The following is a 15,994-nucleotide window of genomic DNA, read 5'->3' on the forward strand; positions in this document are numbered from 1 at the left end:
TATGTCGCCGAAGAGAATAGTGCTGCGTTTTGGTACGGATATTTCGGTAAAGCCCATTGTATACCGACTCGTAAAGGATTATGATTTAGTGGTCAATATTGTGAAAGCCGATGTTAATCCCAAAAAAGAAGGTACAATGATTTTAGAAGTTACGGGAGATCAAAGTGAAAACGGGCTAAACTATTTGCGTGATCTGGGGGTTTCAGTGCAAAACCTCAATCAGGAAATCGTGCGCAATGAAGATAAATGTGTCATGTGTGGAGCTTGTACAGGAGTTTGCCCGACGGGAGCCTTATATATGGAGCGGCCATCTATGGAAGTGCGCTTTGATGGGGATCAATGTGTTTTTTGCCAGCTTTGTGTGAAAGTCTGCCCAATGTGGGCGATGGAGGTTCGTCTATAATTGAATTATACGGAACGAAGTTATCGGCAGCAGCACCGCCAGGAGGATTTAGTTCATTTTCAGCTCGGTATTAATGAGACTGATCTTGATATTGGTATTAGAAAAGAACGCTTTTCTCCTGAGTTAGTTAAATGGGTCGAAGAAACCATTCGAGCTTGCCGAAAACCTCTTGAAGACTATATTCAAAAAGATGAGGATTTCGTGAGGTCACTAACCCCTTATACAGTTTCTCAAGATGCCCCTCCTATTGTTCAAACTATGGCAGAGGCTGGACGACTTGCAGGGGTTGGGCCGATGGCTGCAGTTGCCGGTGCTGTAGCAGAATGGGTTGGCAAAGCAATTGCTAGACGATCCAGGGATGTAATCGTGGAAAACGGTGGAGATATTTTCATGCGAACTAGCCGGATTCGCAAAGTGGGAGTTTTTGCCGGGGATTCGCCTCTTTCTAATCAGATAGCTATTGAGGTTAGACCTAGTCAAACACCGTTAGGAATATGTACGTCTTCTGGTAAGGTAGGCCATTCTTTAAGCTTTGGCAAAGCTGATGCTGTAGTAGTCCTTTCTCCTTCTGTCCCTTTGGCAGATGCAGTAGCTACTGCTACCGGAAACTATATCCAAACAACGGATGATCTAGAAAAAGCTCTAGAGTTTGCTTCGAGGATAAATGGGGTTACAGGTATCCTTCTCATTAAAGATGATCGCCTAGCGGCATGGGGTAGTATAAAGCTTTTACCGGTTAATGCTGGAACATTAGTTAAAGATTAAATATTACAGTGCCTTCAGATAGTTACAGAGAAACTATATCTGAAGGCACAATTTGTTAGAATCCTGATTTGTTGTTGTTTTTTGGGCTCTCGTTGAATTAAAGGATCCCCAACAAGGCGTGCTTTAGAAGAAGGGTTTTAGCTTTATGCTAGGCTTTAGTTATAGTTTTATATTAAAGGAAAAGAAAGAAACCTCCCCGTCGGGAGGTTTAAAGTTTTTGCGCTAATGTCTTAAATTTCTTTTATATAACTGGTACAACACAAATTTAGCATGAATTGAGGAAGGAATCAATGCCCAGTTTTTAGGAGTTCTTATAAAAAGCAGTAAATTTGTTGAGTCAACATAAAATTTTATGTAACTAGCAGAACTTGGATGAAATTTTGGATATTTATAGAGGAGAAATCGGATGGATAGAGAAATTATTATAAAGAGGTGATACAAACTGAAAATTGCGAAGCCTTTAAGACTTTTAATAATGGTTTTCTTATGTTTAGTTTTATTGGGCTGCGGTGTTCAATCAGTGGTTGGGCCTGTTTCAAATCAAACTGTCCAACAAAGTGCTGAGGAGATATCAAAATTGTCCCGGTCAGTGGAACCAAAGGCCTCTGTCCCGAAATCGGTTACTTTAGTGGCAACAGGGGATATTTTAATGCACAATACACAAATTTGGTCTGGGCAACAGGCCGATGGATCTTACAATTTCAAGCATTTTTTTTCTTCGGTTAAACCCTTATTAGAATACGGAGATTATACCTCCGCGAATTTTGAAGCAGCTATGGCTGGAGGCGAATCTGGGTATACGGGTTATCCCAAGTTTAATAGCCCGGATGAAGTTGCAACCACTTTGAAAAATGCAGGATATGACCTTATTGTTACCTCGAATAATCATATTCTAGATAGAGGGTATTCAGGGGCCATACGAACCATGAGGGTCTTACGAAATGCTGGTTTAGATATCGTTGGAACCTATCAAAGCCAAGAGGAGAGGGACACTTATTTCGTTAAAGATTTAGATGGGGTTCGAGTGGGATATTTAGCTTACTCTTATGGAACCAATGGGGTTCCGGTACCAAAGGAGCAACCCTATTTCTTCAACTTTCTAAATAAAGAAATAATCTTAAAGGATATTGCTCAATTAAGACCTAAGGTGGATGTCCTAGTTCTTGTCTTGCACTGGGGAGTTGAATACAGCTTACAGCCCACTGCAGAGCAGCGAGAGTTAGCTCGATTATTTCTCGAGAACGGAGCAGATGTCATCCTGGGCAGTCATCCTCATGTGATTCAACCAATGGAAATTGTGAATATTGATAATCAAGATAAACTTGTTGTTTATTCTATGGGTAACTTTATTGGGGATCAGCACGGGGTTGATCGGAATAGCGGAGTGATATTAAACATTACCTTTCAAAAAGATCAAACAAAGGGAGAAACCCTTCTGAAAGAAGTTTCTTATACGCCGACCTATTCTCATAGTTATTTTGAGAATAAGCGCCGTCAATTTCGAGTTGTTTCAGTTGAAGACGCTATACGAAAAATTCAGGAGGGAAAAGATCCCTATCTTAAAAGTTCAGATTTAGCAGTTTTAAAACAAGTCCTTGCTCAGACACAAAAACAACTAGGTATACCGTATAAACAAGATATATAGATTTGGATATTAAGAGGGATTAGCTGAAGAGCCAATCCCTCTTAGTTTTTGGTGAAATTCCAGAACACAGTTTATTGTGAGATCCACTTACAAACGGGTACTTCTTCTGCCCTGAGAGCCGATCAATAGATTAATAGTGTCTTTGTCTGCTTTGAAGTATTAGTGATATTTTTGCCCGCCAGCTGATAGGATATTGAAAAGTACTTTATTTAACGTCCAATTGTAGGAGGTTAACGATGAGAAGAAATATGACAGGGACATTTAATAGAGTACCCAATGGAAACTTTCTAAGAAGGAGTAAAGCTCAAGATGATTTCCCCGAGTCTTGGCTTCAAATCGGTGGCAATAATGAATCTACCTGGAGATTCATCTCTGAATCAATGGTTAACCCCACTCTGGAGATTAATAATTCTACTGCCACTCGATCGGGAATCATTCAGACTAAGGAAGCATCTCTAAGCATTGGAAAGGATAAAGAATGGCTCTTTAAAGTAAATCTTAAGGGAGGAAGACCGGATACCCAGGTTTATATTCGGATTTATCCCATCTCATTAGAAGGGAATGTATCAAAGCCTATAGAGTATTACTTTAGAATAGGCTTAAAAAAGGAACAGATTTCACAGGTGATTAGTGCCGGTTATAATGTAGCCTTTTTTCGTCTAGAAATAGGAATTATGGGACAGGGGTCCCTTGATATATACAAAGTCATTGCCTATACTCTTTCTCCAGGCACTATGAAAAGGCGTGTGACGAATAACAATAAAGCATGGACCCACAAAATTGAGTCTATTAATACCATTGAAGAAATAAAGAAACCGATTCGACTTGCCTCTCCAATACCCATTCAAGTTCCAGTCAATGTCCACGCAACTGTTAGTGGAGATGTACGTAATTTAACACCGATTCGAGACAAAGTGCAAGTTTATGGAAATAACCAAGTTCCTATAGCTACTTCAGTCTCTGGGCGTGTCCAAGTCGAAATTAGCAGTCATGAGTTTTATGAAAGTCTCGAAGATGTTACTGCAACCGAAAAAATGTCCTCAACTATAACGAGAGATATTTCGGCACTTCATCGTTGTTCCTTCTCGGTACTCAATTTCGGAAGCGATCCAGCATTTATACAGATAGAGCTAAGTCCCGACGGAGTTCATTGGCTAACTGAAGAAAGTTTACAAGAAGTACCGCCTGGCATGCTTGCGCTTGTTTGTCCTAAGAATTTTTTGCGTTTTATAAGGATTGCATACAAATCGGAGAATTTTACAAGGTTAAGAATTTGGGTTCAGGCTCAGAATTGATGTGTTTACATAATATTAATATCGCTTAACAGGGATTGAAAAACGTTTATGTACCAGGTGCATTAATTGTTTGGTTTCAAGCCCAGTGTTGATAGGTCCAGTGCCATCACTATGCTCTGAATGAGATAGAAGAACATTAAACTCCTTGAGGAATATTATGGAATTAATAGGAGTTGATTTTCAGAGGAGAGATTGGAATGGACGGGCTAGCTTTAGTTTTTTTCTTGGCGGTTCTTGTCGAGAAGGTCGTAGAGATTTTTAAAGATATTGTTTATGTTGTGCCATTTTTTCCAGATAAGTTTAGGCCTCTTACGTTAGAATTAATGAGTTTAGCCTGTGGGATCATTTTTGCTTTTCAAAGTAGCATTAATGCCTTCGAACTTTTAGATGTAGAGATTTCAAATCCTAGGATAGGAATGGTAATCACAGGACTTGTAATAGGTAAAGGTGCCAATTTTGCCCATGATTTCTTTCATTCTTATGGTAAAAACAAGAAATCGATAGAAAAATAATGGGGGGGGCTAATCTCCCCCCAAAATTTTTCCCATGTTTTTTGGGGGCTAGATTTTGGATTAGAATCTAAAATTAAGATAAATTGCTCTAAACTGGGCACGAGCGATTTTCAAAGACACTTGTTATATCACTGATACAGCAGGAAGTGGATAATGAAACTTATAATGTCTTAGAGGTCAAACATGGATAAGCTATTCACCTCTAAAAATTTACATGAGGCTTAAGCCATACCAAAAGCCAGTGAATATTATACTAACAGATAAGCGAACGTTACTGAATTGAATGGAAAGGAAAGGTAATGCAGCGGCCAGGTGATGTGAATATTTTTGGCTATATCCTAGGTAAAGGGGTGAGTGAATAATGGCCCAGTCAAGTTGTATAAAATGTGGTAATACTCAATTTGAGGTTGTTCACGCTAATAATCTAGAAGGAACCACTCGGTCTGTACTCTTTGTACAGTGCAAAAGCTGTGGATCAGTGGTCGGGGTGCTAGATTTCCTAAATGTTAGTGTTAAAGCTGAGCGCATGAAAAATGATTTGCGAATTCTAGCTGAAAAGATATTGACTCAAATTAAAGATAGTTAAGAGTAATTAAGGGAAGAGGGAACGCCTCTTCCTTGTTATATTAAATGCAATTAAATATTGTTAAATTGTAATTAAAACTGGTGTTTTAGCTAAGGACTTTATTATAGGCTTCTAAAGTTATCTCTGCGACCCTCGACCAGGGGTAATGCTTACGAATATGCTGCATCAAAGGCAGGGGTGAAGCATTATAACATTGTTCAAGAGCGGTATGTAGACTGGTATTATCAAGTGGGTGAACATAAAGGGCCATATCCTGAAAATATTCTTTAGGGCTCCCTTGATCCGTCGAGATGACAACAGTACCGCAGGCACTAGCTTCTAAACTTGATAGTCCTGGGGTTTCAAACCAACTAGGTAGAGCATGGGCTTTAGACGCCGCATAAGCTGAAGCTAGGAGTTGCCCTTGAAGAGTACCGATATGGGTAACGTTGGAGAAATTCAAGACGCTTTTGTAATAATTTGGGTCATTAATGGATCCTAAAAGGACGAGAGATAGGCCCAGTTCGTGACAAGCTTTTGCTAACCATAGTTGATTTTTACGTGGTGATATTCGTGCCGCACAGAGAACAAATTCAGCGGGCATATTAGGAAACTGTTCCCGAAAAAGTTTGGGGGTTGTGCCGATGAATGAGTCAGGAAACCCATTAGGTGTTACATGATAATCAGCAATTTTGAGGAAGTCTTGTTGTAAAACATCCATTTCAATTTGGCTATTGGGAAGCAATAGATCACATTCTCGTAAGAGCCGTGCCCTCATAGGTTGCGCATGTTTCCAAGCAGCAAGAGCGTTAGAACTTGCTCCTTCACGGTTAAGATAAGCATTAGGAGGCCAATAAATAGGAGATATAATAATTTTTTTCCCTTGTTTTTGGGCATTGAGAAAAAACATGTAACTTTCTTTTATACGAGTAATATTGAAAATATGGACAAGGTCGTATGAAGAGACATCAATGTTCGGATCAGATGAGAAATGTGCTTCAATTCCTAGGGCTTTTAAAGCTTGCCCAGTTGAAACAATTTGTACAGTATCTCCGGCAGGGTTCTTCATAAAGTCTGGACGAGCTTGGAAAAGTATTTTCATAAACAATCCTCCCAGAAAGATCTCTTTACTGTTAGGCAAAAGGCCGTTGAGGGTTCAACACTAAGGATTAAAGAATAACTGTCATGCCAGGTGATTATATAAACAGAATGTAGTCAATAGAAACTCAGAGTTTTTGTAGGTGCTTATAAACAGATTGCACGCGGTGCTGATAAGTATGTTTGTGGTACACTTCTTCTCGTCCTTGGCGAGCGATTTTTTCTCGCAGGTCTGCTCGGTTCAAGTAAAATCGAACGAGCTCTAATGTTTCGTCTGGATGGCGGCTCCAAATAAGGTGAACGTGGTTTTTAAAAAGATTCTCTACCGCCGGTGTCCAATGAGTCAAATAAAAGGCTCGACAACCTAAGGCCTCGAAAGTGCGCATGCTCATCATTGTAGGAGAGTCAATTACAGAATTTAGGCCTAAGACAATTTTAGCGGAAGAGTATGCACAAGGTAATTGATCATATGGCAAATAACCTTGATACACTCCCGGTGCCAACGTGTAATGATCTGTATTTGCCAGCCAATGCTCATTTCCAAAGACTTTAAGATCATAGGGTTCTGATCTCAAGGGGGATAGGACTGTCTCTATGCCGATTTTGCGTTGAGGATATGAAGTATAGTAATTGGCAACAAGAAGTAAATCGCAAGAATACTTATATGAAGGCTCAGTCGGCTGATGGAAACTAGGGTTACAGGCAAAGTGAAAATAGAGGGCCCGTATTCTCTCGCGTTGATAAAGGGATAGACATTCTTTTGCAGGGGTGAGAACCAGACTAGCCCCCCGCCCCAAAGGACGAGACATAAGGTGCCAGTCTGGAGGATCATCAATGGCCCAATAGACTAAAGGGATTGAATAACGTCGTAAAAGCGGAAAGAGTTTTCGGGCCACTGTGGAGATTGATACACCTTCGGCTAGAGCAAATTTAGGCTTCCAGGTCTTTAATAAATTAGTTAAACGATCCGCCCAGCCCGGTTGATGAACCGGAACTAAACGTATATCATCCATTGGAGAAAAGCCTGAGATTAGCCCTAAACTTAACAAAGAGGAATCATTCAAAAAGAGGATATTCATTAATTTATCTCCATTGATGTTTCGATTGCTCGATGGTAACTTCTAAGGTTTTAATTAAAGTTGCGGAATTGAGACGATATCGTTGAGCAGCCTGCTCAACACTCATAGTGAGTAAGCTTTTTGCCCCTCAACCAGATGTGAGAATTCCAAACTTACGAAATGCTTTCGCAGTTTGTGGATATTTACATAAAATATCCGCAATGTTAGTGTTTAAATCTATGTGATCCATTTGTTCCAAAACCCCCCTTTATTCTTAGTATCATCCTTTTCTGATTGAAGTTGAGAAATCTGTGTTTCGAGTTTTTCAAGAGAAGAGTCACTTTCTTCTTGCTTTACAAGCATTACCCGGAGAACTTGTGATAGACTTTGGGTTTCTTTTTCTAAATTCGACATAGCTTCTTTGACGGGTTCTAGTTCGTCAAAGGGAGGAGGGTCTTCTTCTTTTGGCTTAACAGTAGTTTCAGATATTGCTTCCATTATTTCATCAAATTTAGATAGCATGCTTTGGACTGCCGTACTTAAAAGAGCGTTTTCTTGTTCAAGATGGGCGACGGTTTTGATCAAGGACTCTAGTTGGTCCGGGTTTTCACTAGGCATTGAAGGAAGGACCTCCTCGTTACGCTTTTCTGAGATTGGAGTTTCTTTAATAACTTCAACATTCTCAGCTTGTTCTGGCATCTCAGGTGTTTCAAACATTTCAGATGTTTCTGTAGTTTTGATAACCTCTATTTCTTGAACTTCTTTGTCCGCGAGAGGATTAGTGATTTCAGGCGTTTTTGGCACTCTGGTAATTTCTGTTGCTGTTTTAGAGATCACAGGTAGTTTGATTGCTTCAGGTATAGAAACTATATCTGGAGGGTTGGGTACATTAAGTTCTCTCAAGTTAATCCCTGCCTTGATATTAGGAAGAGGATCACTATGGGGGGAGATTTGGTTCGGATAGAAGGCTGGAACAGGAGGAGCAGATGTGGCAAGAGAAGGGTTTGGAGAGATTGGTTGGTAAGGAATAGCACAGTAGGGCGAAGGCGATGGAGTTTGCCTATCGACGGCGAATCCTAATTCCCGATGATAGGCTGGAGTGCGTCGTAACATTCGATCTTCCAACCAGTATGTCTGATGGAAATACTTGCGACCTTTATGAACCCACTGAATGATTTGATTATATGGTGTGTGTGAGGCAATCAATCGCCACCCTTTGCCGTCATTTTGCATTAGCATCTCTTCGCCAGTAATTGCTAGGAGCCATAATACGCCGCCAATTTCTAAAGCCCCAATATTTTTACATGGAGAGTTAAATGTTTTTATTGGAGCAAGAGAGGGGCTCCAGCTACTCGACAATTCTTGGGCATCCAATTGCTGGGTTGTGCGGAGTTCGAATTGCCCCGTTGGAGTTTTAACTACCCAAAAGAGATGATGAACATTATCAGTTGTCATTAGTGCAGCCATATCCATGACTTCACCGGGTATTCTCATGGTTTCAGTTGGAGATCCCCATAAATGAAATGTTCCATTAAACCGATTTGTGAAAAGAAGAGAATGCCTGCCTTGGAAAGTAATACTGCAAAGATGAAGATTGCCTTGACTGTCTAAGCTGACACTATAGAGAGGCTCTCGGGGATGAACAACCTCACCCATATGATTACTGCGCCAGGAATTACCGTTCCAGAACCGGTGTTCAATACGCCAGAGTTCGGGAATAGATTGGTGTGTAGAGGCGTAAAAGATATGTATTATTTTCCCTTGAGGGAACAGAAAAAGCTTACGATATCTTGTGCCGCGTACGTCCAGTTTAGCTATTAAGGTTGTCTGTGGAGTGCTTGCCCCGGAAATAAGAGTGTAGCAAAGATCTCCACTGGATTTTAGTACAACTATATGAATTGTTTTAGAATCTGTCATAATACCATGGGCTAAGAGTAGAGGTTCTTGAATCCGGTAAACGGGTTCATGACTATTTGCATTAAATAGAGCACAGCCTTGTGAGTCGATATGTAAGTACGAAGATTCACTTTCATAGGTTAGGAGAAGCGGACTAACAGTGTTCCGTGTAAGAAAAGCCAATACAATCACTTCCTTTCTTAAAATAATTTTTAGACTAGAGTCAGGATGACAATGGAAGAATTACATTTCGATGTGAGCCCCCACTACGCGCCAAGGGATCGTAGAAGAAAGGGCCGTTTATGGACGACCCTTTCTTTATCCCTAGAGCAAAGATTTATAAGAAGAGGGTGAATAACACATAAGAAATGATTATTGGCAAGTATCTTGCTGTGGTGGGAAGAAATCACTTGGGAATGGGGTAAGGGTAGCATCAAAGAAATTGATGCACGGATTTTCTGGGATATTCGGGAATTCCTCGCACATTGGAGGTTCAGGGCAGAATCCGAAGGCAGGAACGAGTAACTGAACGAGACCTGTAACTTTTGTTATGACAAAACTTCCGATGGCAATTTGAATTGTTGTTGTTGTAAATAATGGGCTGGTTAATACTTCTGTTCTTGTTTCAACCCGTAAGTTAAAGTCGAATTCTGGACGTGTCGGTGGGAAGTACATAACAATGTCTTTGTTGATATCTGGTAGGGTGCCGGTTACAGTGAATAAAGTGCCAGTTGAATCCCTTAATGTCAAGGTGTAAGGAATTTGAATTGTAAATTGTACTCTGGAGAAGTTCGGCCGTGCAGGAATAGGTGTAATGACGACACTGCCGGGAACAATTACGCCAGTTGAGAAAGTCATGCTAACAAAGGTGAAAGGTGGAACTCCGCCTGTGGGTAAAGTGATTATGAAGGCGGGGAAGCATTCTCGCTGCAGGCAGCTAGCATAAACTTTTTCGACGATAATGCACACTGATTCAGTAATTTCTTCAAGCTGATATGGGTCTGTCAAGTCAATGGGGTCACTAGGCGATAAAGCAGAACCCACTCTACCTACTGTTACACCCCGAGGTGGGAATGATGTTGGCAATGCAGCTGCAATGGTATTTGTCAGGGTGTTAATAATGCTAATTGAGCTGTCGCCTTCGTTTGCGACCCATAATTGAGTGCCATCTCCCGTAACATCTAGCCCGAGGGGATTTACTCCGACAGGAATTGTGGTTATAACGTTAAGTCCTGTTGTTGAGATCACACTAACACTATTCGATCCGAAGTTGCTGACGTACATGAAGACAGGGTTTACTGGGTTAGCAGCAATTTTTTGAGGGTTTGATCCAACGGGAATGAGGCTTAGTAAAGCATTTGTAGCGGTGTTAATTACACTAACATTATTGCTGCCACTGTTAACGACGAAGAGCCTGGTATTGTCTAGGCTTAGGGCTAGACCATTAGGCGAAGTACCTACTGGGATTGTTGCAATGACAGTATTGGTTACTGGGTTGATAACTGAAACTGTATTACTGTCGCCATTGCTTACGTAGACACGGCTGCCATCGCGGGCAATTGCAACATCGACCGGACCTGTACCAACCGTTATAGTGCTTACTACAGTATGAGTTGGAATACTAATTACGGAAACAGTTCCACTTCCAGAGTTTGTCACATATGCTGTAGTACTAGTAGGGTCAATTGCGACAGAAGTAGGAGCAAGACCTACTGGGATGGTAGCCAAGACAAGGTTGCCGGCTGTACAAATAACAGAGACAGTGTTACTACCGAAATTAGGAACCAAGACTTTTGTACCATCCGGAGTGCGTTTTGGGAAAGCTGGTGCAATCCCCACGGGGATGGTAGCGACTAGCACATCGCTATAAACGTTATATATAGCGACCGCATTGTCGAGTGTTACCCAAGCGTGGGTTTCAAATAGCATGTGTGTATTCCCCCCTTTTTTGATTAAGAAACGAGTTAGACTAGTAGCTTTCAACGTATACTATTCGCTCGTCGATTAGGGTGTTACACGCTACTTCTGATTTGTATTAGCCCTTTCTAAAATATACTGTAGCATTCGGCCGACCCGTTCACTCCAATCATTAGCTTGCGCGTAGGCCATTCTTTCTGCCTTATTGGAATCAACTTCTTTTACTAAGTGTTTGAGGCGCAGTGAGAATAAATGAGGACTGCTCTCAAGATTAATTTTTGGAATTGTGAGAAGTTCAGGAAGAGGTGTACCTAGAACTCTTATTCCGGCTGCGTAATATTCATATAGTTTGATCGGGTTGCAACCCTTGGTCATTTCTGTTTGACGAAAGGGAATCAACCCAACATCAAAATGATGGAGATATGCTGGAAGCTGCTGATATGACTTTAATCCTAGGTAGTAGACGTTTTTTAATTTCAATGGAAATTTATTAAGCTGAAAGAGGGCTCCTAAAAAGACAAAGTTTATCTCCGGGTTTTCTTGAATTACTAATTTAAGCAAATCCCAATCCACCCATGGAGCAATAGCTCCACTATATCCGACAATGGGTTTTCCTGATGGAAGGTCGATAGGGCGGTGAGTAGGGGCGGGCGAAAAATGAACGTAGTCTACACCATTGGGGATTAAATAGACATGAGGATGTCGGTTAAGAAAATATTCGTAAATACTATTGCTGCTACAAAAGATGAGATCTGCTCTTTCGAGTATTGAAGGATAATAGGGAGCCCAACTAGCGAACTCATCCTTAGGTTCATCCACAGCATCGTAAATAACTAGATCAGGGTCATAATTTTCAATTAAATTAATGTGAGATGGGACAGTCAGCCATAAGATGCGTGGTCTTGGGTGGGGAACAGACATTGCTGACGAACCTTGGCAGATGAGAAATGATGGAGACAACAGATTGTTTTTTGAAGTCGAAAAATTACCCAGGTCTTCATAAAGGACTGTTTGCCCAGAAGCCGAGAACCGTCCGAGTAGCTGTTGTGGGCGCTGAAACATCCAATTCCAAGGAATTGAAGGAGGGTAGATTATCGTTGGCATTTGTAACCTCCTCATTAGCCGTTACCGAAAAATAATCGTACTTAGTATTATGATATGTCGAAGCGAGTTGAGGGGGAATGAACAGCAAGTACCTTTTCATGAATGGTGCATAGGATATTGTAAAAGGGTTGTCCGTAGTTGAGATGGAGGGTGGACAATGGAAGAGGAAGTCCAGACAATTAAGAAGGATATTGCAGAGATCAAGGAGGCTGTTAAGGATGTCTCAACAGTCGTAAACGACATGCGTGTACTTCTGGCGGGTAACTATATTACAAAACAGGATTTTGAGGATTACAAAAAAGGAACGGAAAACAGCCGACGTTGGTGGTCGGGTTTTGTTATTGCTTTAGCGGGAGCATTTGCTACCGTTGTAAATGTTCTTTGGAGCCATTGATTAATTATGAAAGAAAAAAGTAATAGCTAAGTATTTTAAAAGCAAACGAAGTCTGCCATTGTATCAATAGGTAGGCTTCGTTGCTTTCATTTTTAGTTTGGGCAATGAGCTTTCAACTTTCAATAATACTATTTCAGGAGATTTTCTTACTAAGTGTAGATTGATTTGCTAATGCATGAAGTCTTATTAAACCTATTCAATAGGTATCTGATTCTAGCAAGTTAGAAGGCTTGTGCATAGAGTATTAATAGAAGTTAAACCATGAATATCACACTACAAAAGGGGGAGATTTTCTGAAAATCTTATCCTTAAGCAATGAATTTGAAGAAGAGAGCTTCGGCGGCGCAGGAACAGCTGTCACAGGTATGGTGCATATGCTTGATCGTATGGGTGTACAACAGACCGTTATAGTACCGCGCAGTAACTGGAATATACCTGTCTGGACAGCAATAGGACAACAAATTAAAGTACTATGGCTGCCGCGTAGCAGTCGATACTTTGGAAATCTTGGGATGATCAAGGCTGATGTTGTATGTCAGGAATTTCCTCAGATCCGTCAGGGATGGGACATGATTCATAGCCACGCCATTAATTTTGCACCGTTGTCGTATACTCTATCTCAAGGAAATATTCCAATTGTATATTCAGTTTACTCTTTCTTGCGCAAAGAATTGGGAGACTTACCAGACCTTGAATTACAAGCCCAATTTAAGATACAGGAAGAATTACTAATGCGTTGTCAATGCATACACCTTATTAGCCAGAGTGAGAGACAATATTTAGCTGGTCACTTTCCGCAATATCTTTTTAAGACTCAAGTTTTACCCCTTGGTATTAGTATTCCTCTAGAACGTTGGCAACAAGGGATAAGGAATCAATTGTTATATGTGGGAAGGTTGTTAGATTATAAAGGAATTGAAGATCTGATTAAGGCTGTATCAATTAGAGTTAGGAGTGGGCATCAAATTAATGTAAATATTGTAGGTAAAGGAACGGAGTTATATGAAGGTTATTTAAGGCATCTTGTCCAAGCCCAAAATTTGGGATCCTTCATTCATTTCCATGGTCGAATCTCAAGTTTGGAGGTCAGACAGAGAATGGCAAGTACTACTGCACTTGTTGTTCCTAGTCGGCGAGAAGCCTATGGACTAGTTGCTTTAGAAGGAATGGCGGTTGGAACACCGGTTATCTCCTCTAATGCTGGGGGGTTAGCAGAAGTTGTTCCAAATTCGTGTGCATTGACTTTCGAACCCGGAAACATTTTAAAGTTATCAGAGGCTTTAGCAATCGTATTAGGTAATCCCTCTCTACAAAAATCACTCTCAATTAAAGGATACCAAAATGCAGTTAAGTTCGAGTGGTCTCAGTTGGCATCGAAGTATTATACCCTTTTGAACACCATGTTAAAGGGATAGTCCTTTTTAACACGTTAATGTAAACTTCCATGAACCTGCCTGTTCAGAGGGTGGGATGAAAATGTAGTCCATTTTCGTAAGAAATTAGTTCGCCTTATTGAAGATTAAAAAGGATCGTCCTCCGAAACGGTAACTGCGGTGTCAGATAGACAAAAACTGACATAGGATATATCAGTTATGAACAGAAGGGATGAGCGTAATGTGGGAGCATAAGCAGGTCTTGATTACTGGTGCAGGAGGATTCATCGGCAGTCACTTGACAGAGGCATTGGTAAAAGCAGGGGCCAAAGTTCGTGTCTTTATTCGATATAATTCCAGGGATGGCCGCGGAAATCTAGAAGATTTGGAACCAGGGTTACTTGAACAAATTGAAATCATTGCCGGGGATTTACGTGATGCAGATGTAATCGAACGATCTGTCAAAGGGTGTAACGCAGTATTTCATCTTGGGGCTTTGGTAGGGATTCCATATTCTTATAAAAATCCTCGAGAAGTCGTGGAAACCAATATTTTGGGAACATTTAATGTTTTGACAGCGGCCCGAGATCATGGGGTAGAGCAGATTGTACACACTTCGACAAGTGAGGTCTATGGATCGGCACTCTACGTCCCAATTGATGAGTCTCATCCACTTCAAGGGCAGTCGCCATATTCAGCAAGCAAAATTGGTGCGGATAAATTAGCAGAGAGTTTTTATGCTTCTTTTGATTTGCCCGTCGTGACTGTAAGACCGTTTAATTGTTATGGGCCGCGCCAATCTGCTCGGGCTGTGATTCCAACGCTGATCACTCAGGCTTTGGCCTGTAAGGAAATACGTCTTGGTAATACGGAAACTTTGCGTGATTTTACCTTCGTAACAGATACTGCAGATGGTTTTATTAAAGCAGCATTGAGTAAAGAAGGCTTTGGAAAGGTTATAAACATTGGTTCAGGTAGAGAAATTTCGATTGGAGAATTGGCCAAAATTGTTTTAAAGACCGTTCAAAGCACTGCAGAAATTACAGTGGATGGGGCGAGAATCCGTCCAAGTCGCAGCGAAGTCAGCCGTCTTTTAGCAGATAATCGCTTAGCAAAAGAAACTATAGGGTGGGAACCCCAGGTTACGCTTGAAGAAGGTATCAAAAGAACAGTAGCCTGGATTGCCAGCCATATGAATCGTTTTCAGATCGGAAAATACCAGATTTAAAAGGTAAGGGGGGATATTATGCAAACTATTATTTTAGCCGGCGGCAGAGGAACCCGCCTGGATCCTTATACCCGAATTTTGCCTAAGCCGCTTATCCCCATTGGAGATAAACCTATAGCAGATATTCTGGTTCAACAACTAAAATCTTCTGGAGTCGATGAAATAATCATGTGCCTAGGATATCTTGCGGATTTTATTAAGCTTTATTTTCAGGATGGCAGTCATTTTGGCCTTGACATCCGTTATTCTGTTGAAACAGCACCACTCGGTACTGCTGGCCCACTAAAGCTTGTGGCAGATTTAGAGGATGATTTTTTAGTTGTCAACGGCGATGAATTAACGACGCTGGACTTTGGCGCGCTTTATGGACACCATATTGCGATGCAAGCAGATATGACCGTTGCTGTGCATAAGAAGGCCGTTCATTCAGCGTTCGGAGTCCTAGAAATTAAAGATGGACAGGTGACCGCTTATTCAGAAAAACCAACCACAAACTATTGGGCGAGTATGGGTATCTACGTCATTAATAAGCGAGTTATTTCATTAATTCCTGAAAATGAACGATTTGACATGCCTGATCTAGTTAAAGCTCTACTTTCGAATCATGCTCAGGTTGTGAGTTATGAAAGCGAAGACCTTTGGTTTGATATTGGGACACCTGAAGATCTGGAAAAAGCTAAAGAGGTCTTTAAGGAGCTAAAACTGTCTTAAAAGCAAATGTATCAATTTAAGTAAAATTTA

The 15,994-nt window shown here is 40.9% G+C and carries 15 protein-coding genes; 10 read left to right on the forward strand and 5 right to left on the reverse strand.

What is annotated here, in order from left to right:
• Position 1: 1 nt before the first annotated feature.
• From DESMER_RS01525 to DESMER_RS01550, 6 genes are all read left to right on the forward strand, one after another.
• Positions 2–403 (forward strand): NIL domain-containing protein, encoded by a 402-nt coding sequence (locus DESMER_RS01525; RefSeq protein WP_014901301.1) that lies wholly within the window; start codon positions 2–4, stop codon positions 401–403.
• Positions 404–1,168 carry a UPF0280 family protein gene (locus tag DESMER_RS01530; protein ID WP_014901302.1) on the forward strand — a complete coding sequence of 255 codons (765 nt, stop codon included), beginning with the start codon at positions 404–406 and terminating at the stop codon, positions 1,166–1,168.
• A 577-nt stretch (positions 1,169–1,745) separates the two neighbouring features.
• Positions 1,746–2,813 (forward strand): CapA family protein, encoded by a 1,068-nt coding sequence (locus DESMER_RS01535; protein WP_242831027.1) that lies wholly within the window; start codon positions 1,746–1,748, stop codon positions 2,811–2,813.
• 236 nt (positions 2,814–3,049) lie between these two features.
• Complete coding sequence (locus DESMER_RS01540) at positions 3,050–4,108, forward strand: DUF6385 domain-containing protein (protein ID WP_014901304.1); 1,059 nt, start codon at positions 3,050–3,052, stop codon at positions 4,106–4,108.
• 197 nt (positions 4,109–4,305) lie between these two features.
• Positions 4,306–4,620, forward strand: a complete 315-nt coding sequence (locus DESMER_RS01545) for a hypothetical protein (RefSeq protein ID WP_014901305.1) — start codon at positions 4,306–4,308, stop codon at positions 4,618–4,620.
• 361 nt (positions 4,621–4,981) lie between these two features.
• On the forward strand, positions 4,982–5,206 hold the full coding sequence (locus DESMER_RS01550) for a hypothetical protein (protein WP_014901306.1): 225 nt from the start codon (positions 4,982–4,984) through the stop codon (positions 5,204–5,206).
• Between the two features lie 85 nt (positions 5,207–5,291).
• Here the strand turns inward: DESMER_RS01550 and DESMER_RS01555 are convergent, their stop codons facing one another.
• From DESMER_RS01555 to DESMER_RS01575, 5 genes are all read right to left on the reverse strand, one after another.
• On the reverse strand, positions 5,292–6,287 hold the full coding sequence (locus tag DESMER_RS01555) for a glycosyltransferase family 4 protein (protein ID WP_014901307.1): 996 nt from the start codon (positions 6,285–6,287) through the stop codon (positions 5,292–5,294).
• 124 nt (positions 6,288–6,411) lie between these two features.
• A complete protein-coding gene (locus DESMER_RS01560) occupies positions 6,412–7,362 on the reverse strand; it encodes a CgeB family protein (protein WP_014901308.1) in 951 nt (316 codons plus the stop codon).
• Between the two features lie 216 nt (positions 7,363–7,578).
• Positions 7,579–9,420 carry a hypothetical protein gene (locus tag DESMER_RS01565; RefSeq protein WP_014901310.1) on the reverse strand — a complete coding sequence of 614 codons (1,842 nt, stop codon included), beginning with the start codon at positions 9,418–9,420 and terminating at the stop codon, positions 7,579–7,581.
• A 189-nt stretch (positions 9,421–9,609) separates the two neighbouring features.
• Entirely contained in the window at positions 9,610–11,220 is a 1,611-nt protein-coding gene (locus tag DESMER_RS01570; RefSeq protein ID WP_242831028.1) for a YncE family protein, read from the reverse strand.
• A 36-nt stretch (positions 11,221–11,256) separates the two neighbouring features.
• Positions 11,257–12,258: a glycosyltransferase family protein gene (locus DESMER_RS01575; RefSeq protein WP_014901312.1), complete on the reverse strand. Its 1,002-nt coding sequence runs from the start codon at positions 12,256–12,258 to the stop codon at positions 11,257–11,259.
• A 157-nt stretch (positions 12,259–12,415) separates the two neighbouring features.
• Here DESMER_RS01575 and DESMER_RS01580 point away from each other — a divergent pair, with 157 nt between their 5' ends.
• The 4 genes from DESMER_RS01580 (at position 12,416) to DESMER_RS01595 (ending at position 15,964) form a co-directional block, all read left to right on the forward strand.
• Positions 12,416–12,652, forward strand: a complete 237-nt coding sequence (locus DESMER_RS01580; RefSeq protein ID WP_014901313.1) for a hypothetical protein — start codon at positions 12,416–12,418, stop codon at positions 12,650–12,652.
• A 299-nt stretch (positions 12,653–12,951) separates the two neighbouring features.
• A complete protein-coding gene (locus DESMER_RS01585; protein ID WP_282433074.1) occupies positions 12,952–14,067 on the forward strand; it encodes a glycosyltransferase family 4 protein in 1,116 nt (371 codons plus the stop codon).
• A gap of 199 nt (positions 14,068–14,266) precedes the next feature.
• The gene (locus DESMER_RS01590; RefSeq protein WP_014901315.1) at positions 14,267–15,253 is read left to right on the forward strand and encodes an SDR family NAD(P)-dependent oxidoreductase; all 987 of its coding nucleotides are present in this window, start codon (positions 14,267–14,269) and stop codon (positions 15,251–15,253) included.
• An 18-nt stretch (positions 15,254–15,271) separates the two neighbouring features.
• Positions 15,272–15,964, forward strand: coding sequence for a sugar phosphate nucleotidyltransferase (locus DESMER_RS01595; RefSeq protein ID WP_014901316.1), 693 nt, complete (start codon positions 15,272–15,274; stop codon positions 15,962–15,964).
• Positions 15,965–15,994: the final 30 nt, after the last annotated feature.

The sequence above is a fragment of the Desulfosporosinus meridiei DSM 13257 genome, from assembly GCF_000231385.2.
Lineage (GTDB): Bacteria > Bacillota > Desulfitobacteriia > Desulfitobacteriales > Desulfitobacteriaceae > Desulfosporosinus > Desulfosporosinus meridiei.

Coding starts and splice junctions, on each gene's coding strand:
- DESMER_RS01525 (WP_014901301.1), top strand. CDS start 2: ATGTCGCCGAAGAGAATAGTGCTGCGTTTTGGTACGGATATTTCGGTA.
- DESMER_RS01540 (WP_014901304.1), top strand. CDS start 3,050: ATGAGAAGAAATATGACAGGGACATTTAATAGAGTACCCAATGGAAAC.
- DESMER_RS01545 (WP_014901305.1), top strand. CDS start 4,306: ATGGACGGGCTAGCTTTAGTTTTTTTCTTGGCGGTTCTTGTCGAGAAG.
- DESMER_RS01550 (WP_014901306.1), top strand. CDS start 4,982: ATGGCCCAGTCAAGTTGTATAAAATGTGGTAATACTCAATTTGAGGTT.
- DESMER_RS01555 (WP_014901307.1), bottom strand. CDS start 6,287: ATGAAAATACTTTTCCAAGCTCGTCCAGACTTTATGAAGAACCCTGCC.
- DESMER_RS01560 (WP_014901308.1), bottom strand. CDS start 7,362: ATGAATATCCTCTTTTTGAATGATTCCTCTTTGTTAAGTTTAGGGCTA.
- DESMER_RS01575 (WP_014901312.1), bottom strand. CDS start 12,258: ATGCCAACGATAATCTACCCTCCTTCAATTCCTTGGAATTGGATGTTT.
- DESMER_RS01580 (WP_014901313.1), top strand. CDS start 12,416: ATGGAAGAGGAAGTCCAGACAATTAAGAAGGATATTGCAGAGATCAAG.
- DESMER_RS01590 (WP_014901315.1), top strand. CDS start 14,267: ATGTGGGAGCATAAGCAGGTCTTGATTACTGGTGCAGGAGGATTCATC.
- DESMER_RS01595 (WP_014901316.1), top strand. CDS start 15,272: ATGCAAACTATTATTTTAGCCGGCGGCAGAGGAACCCGCCTGGATCCT.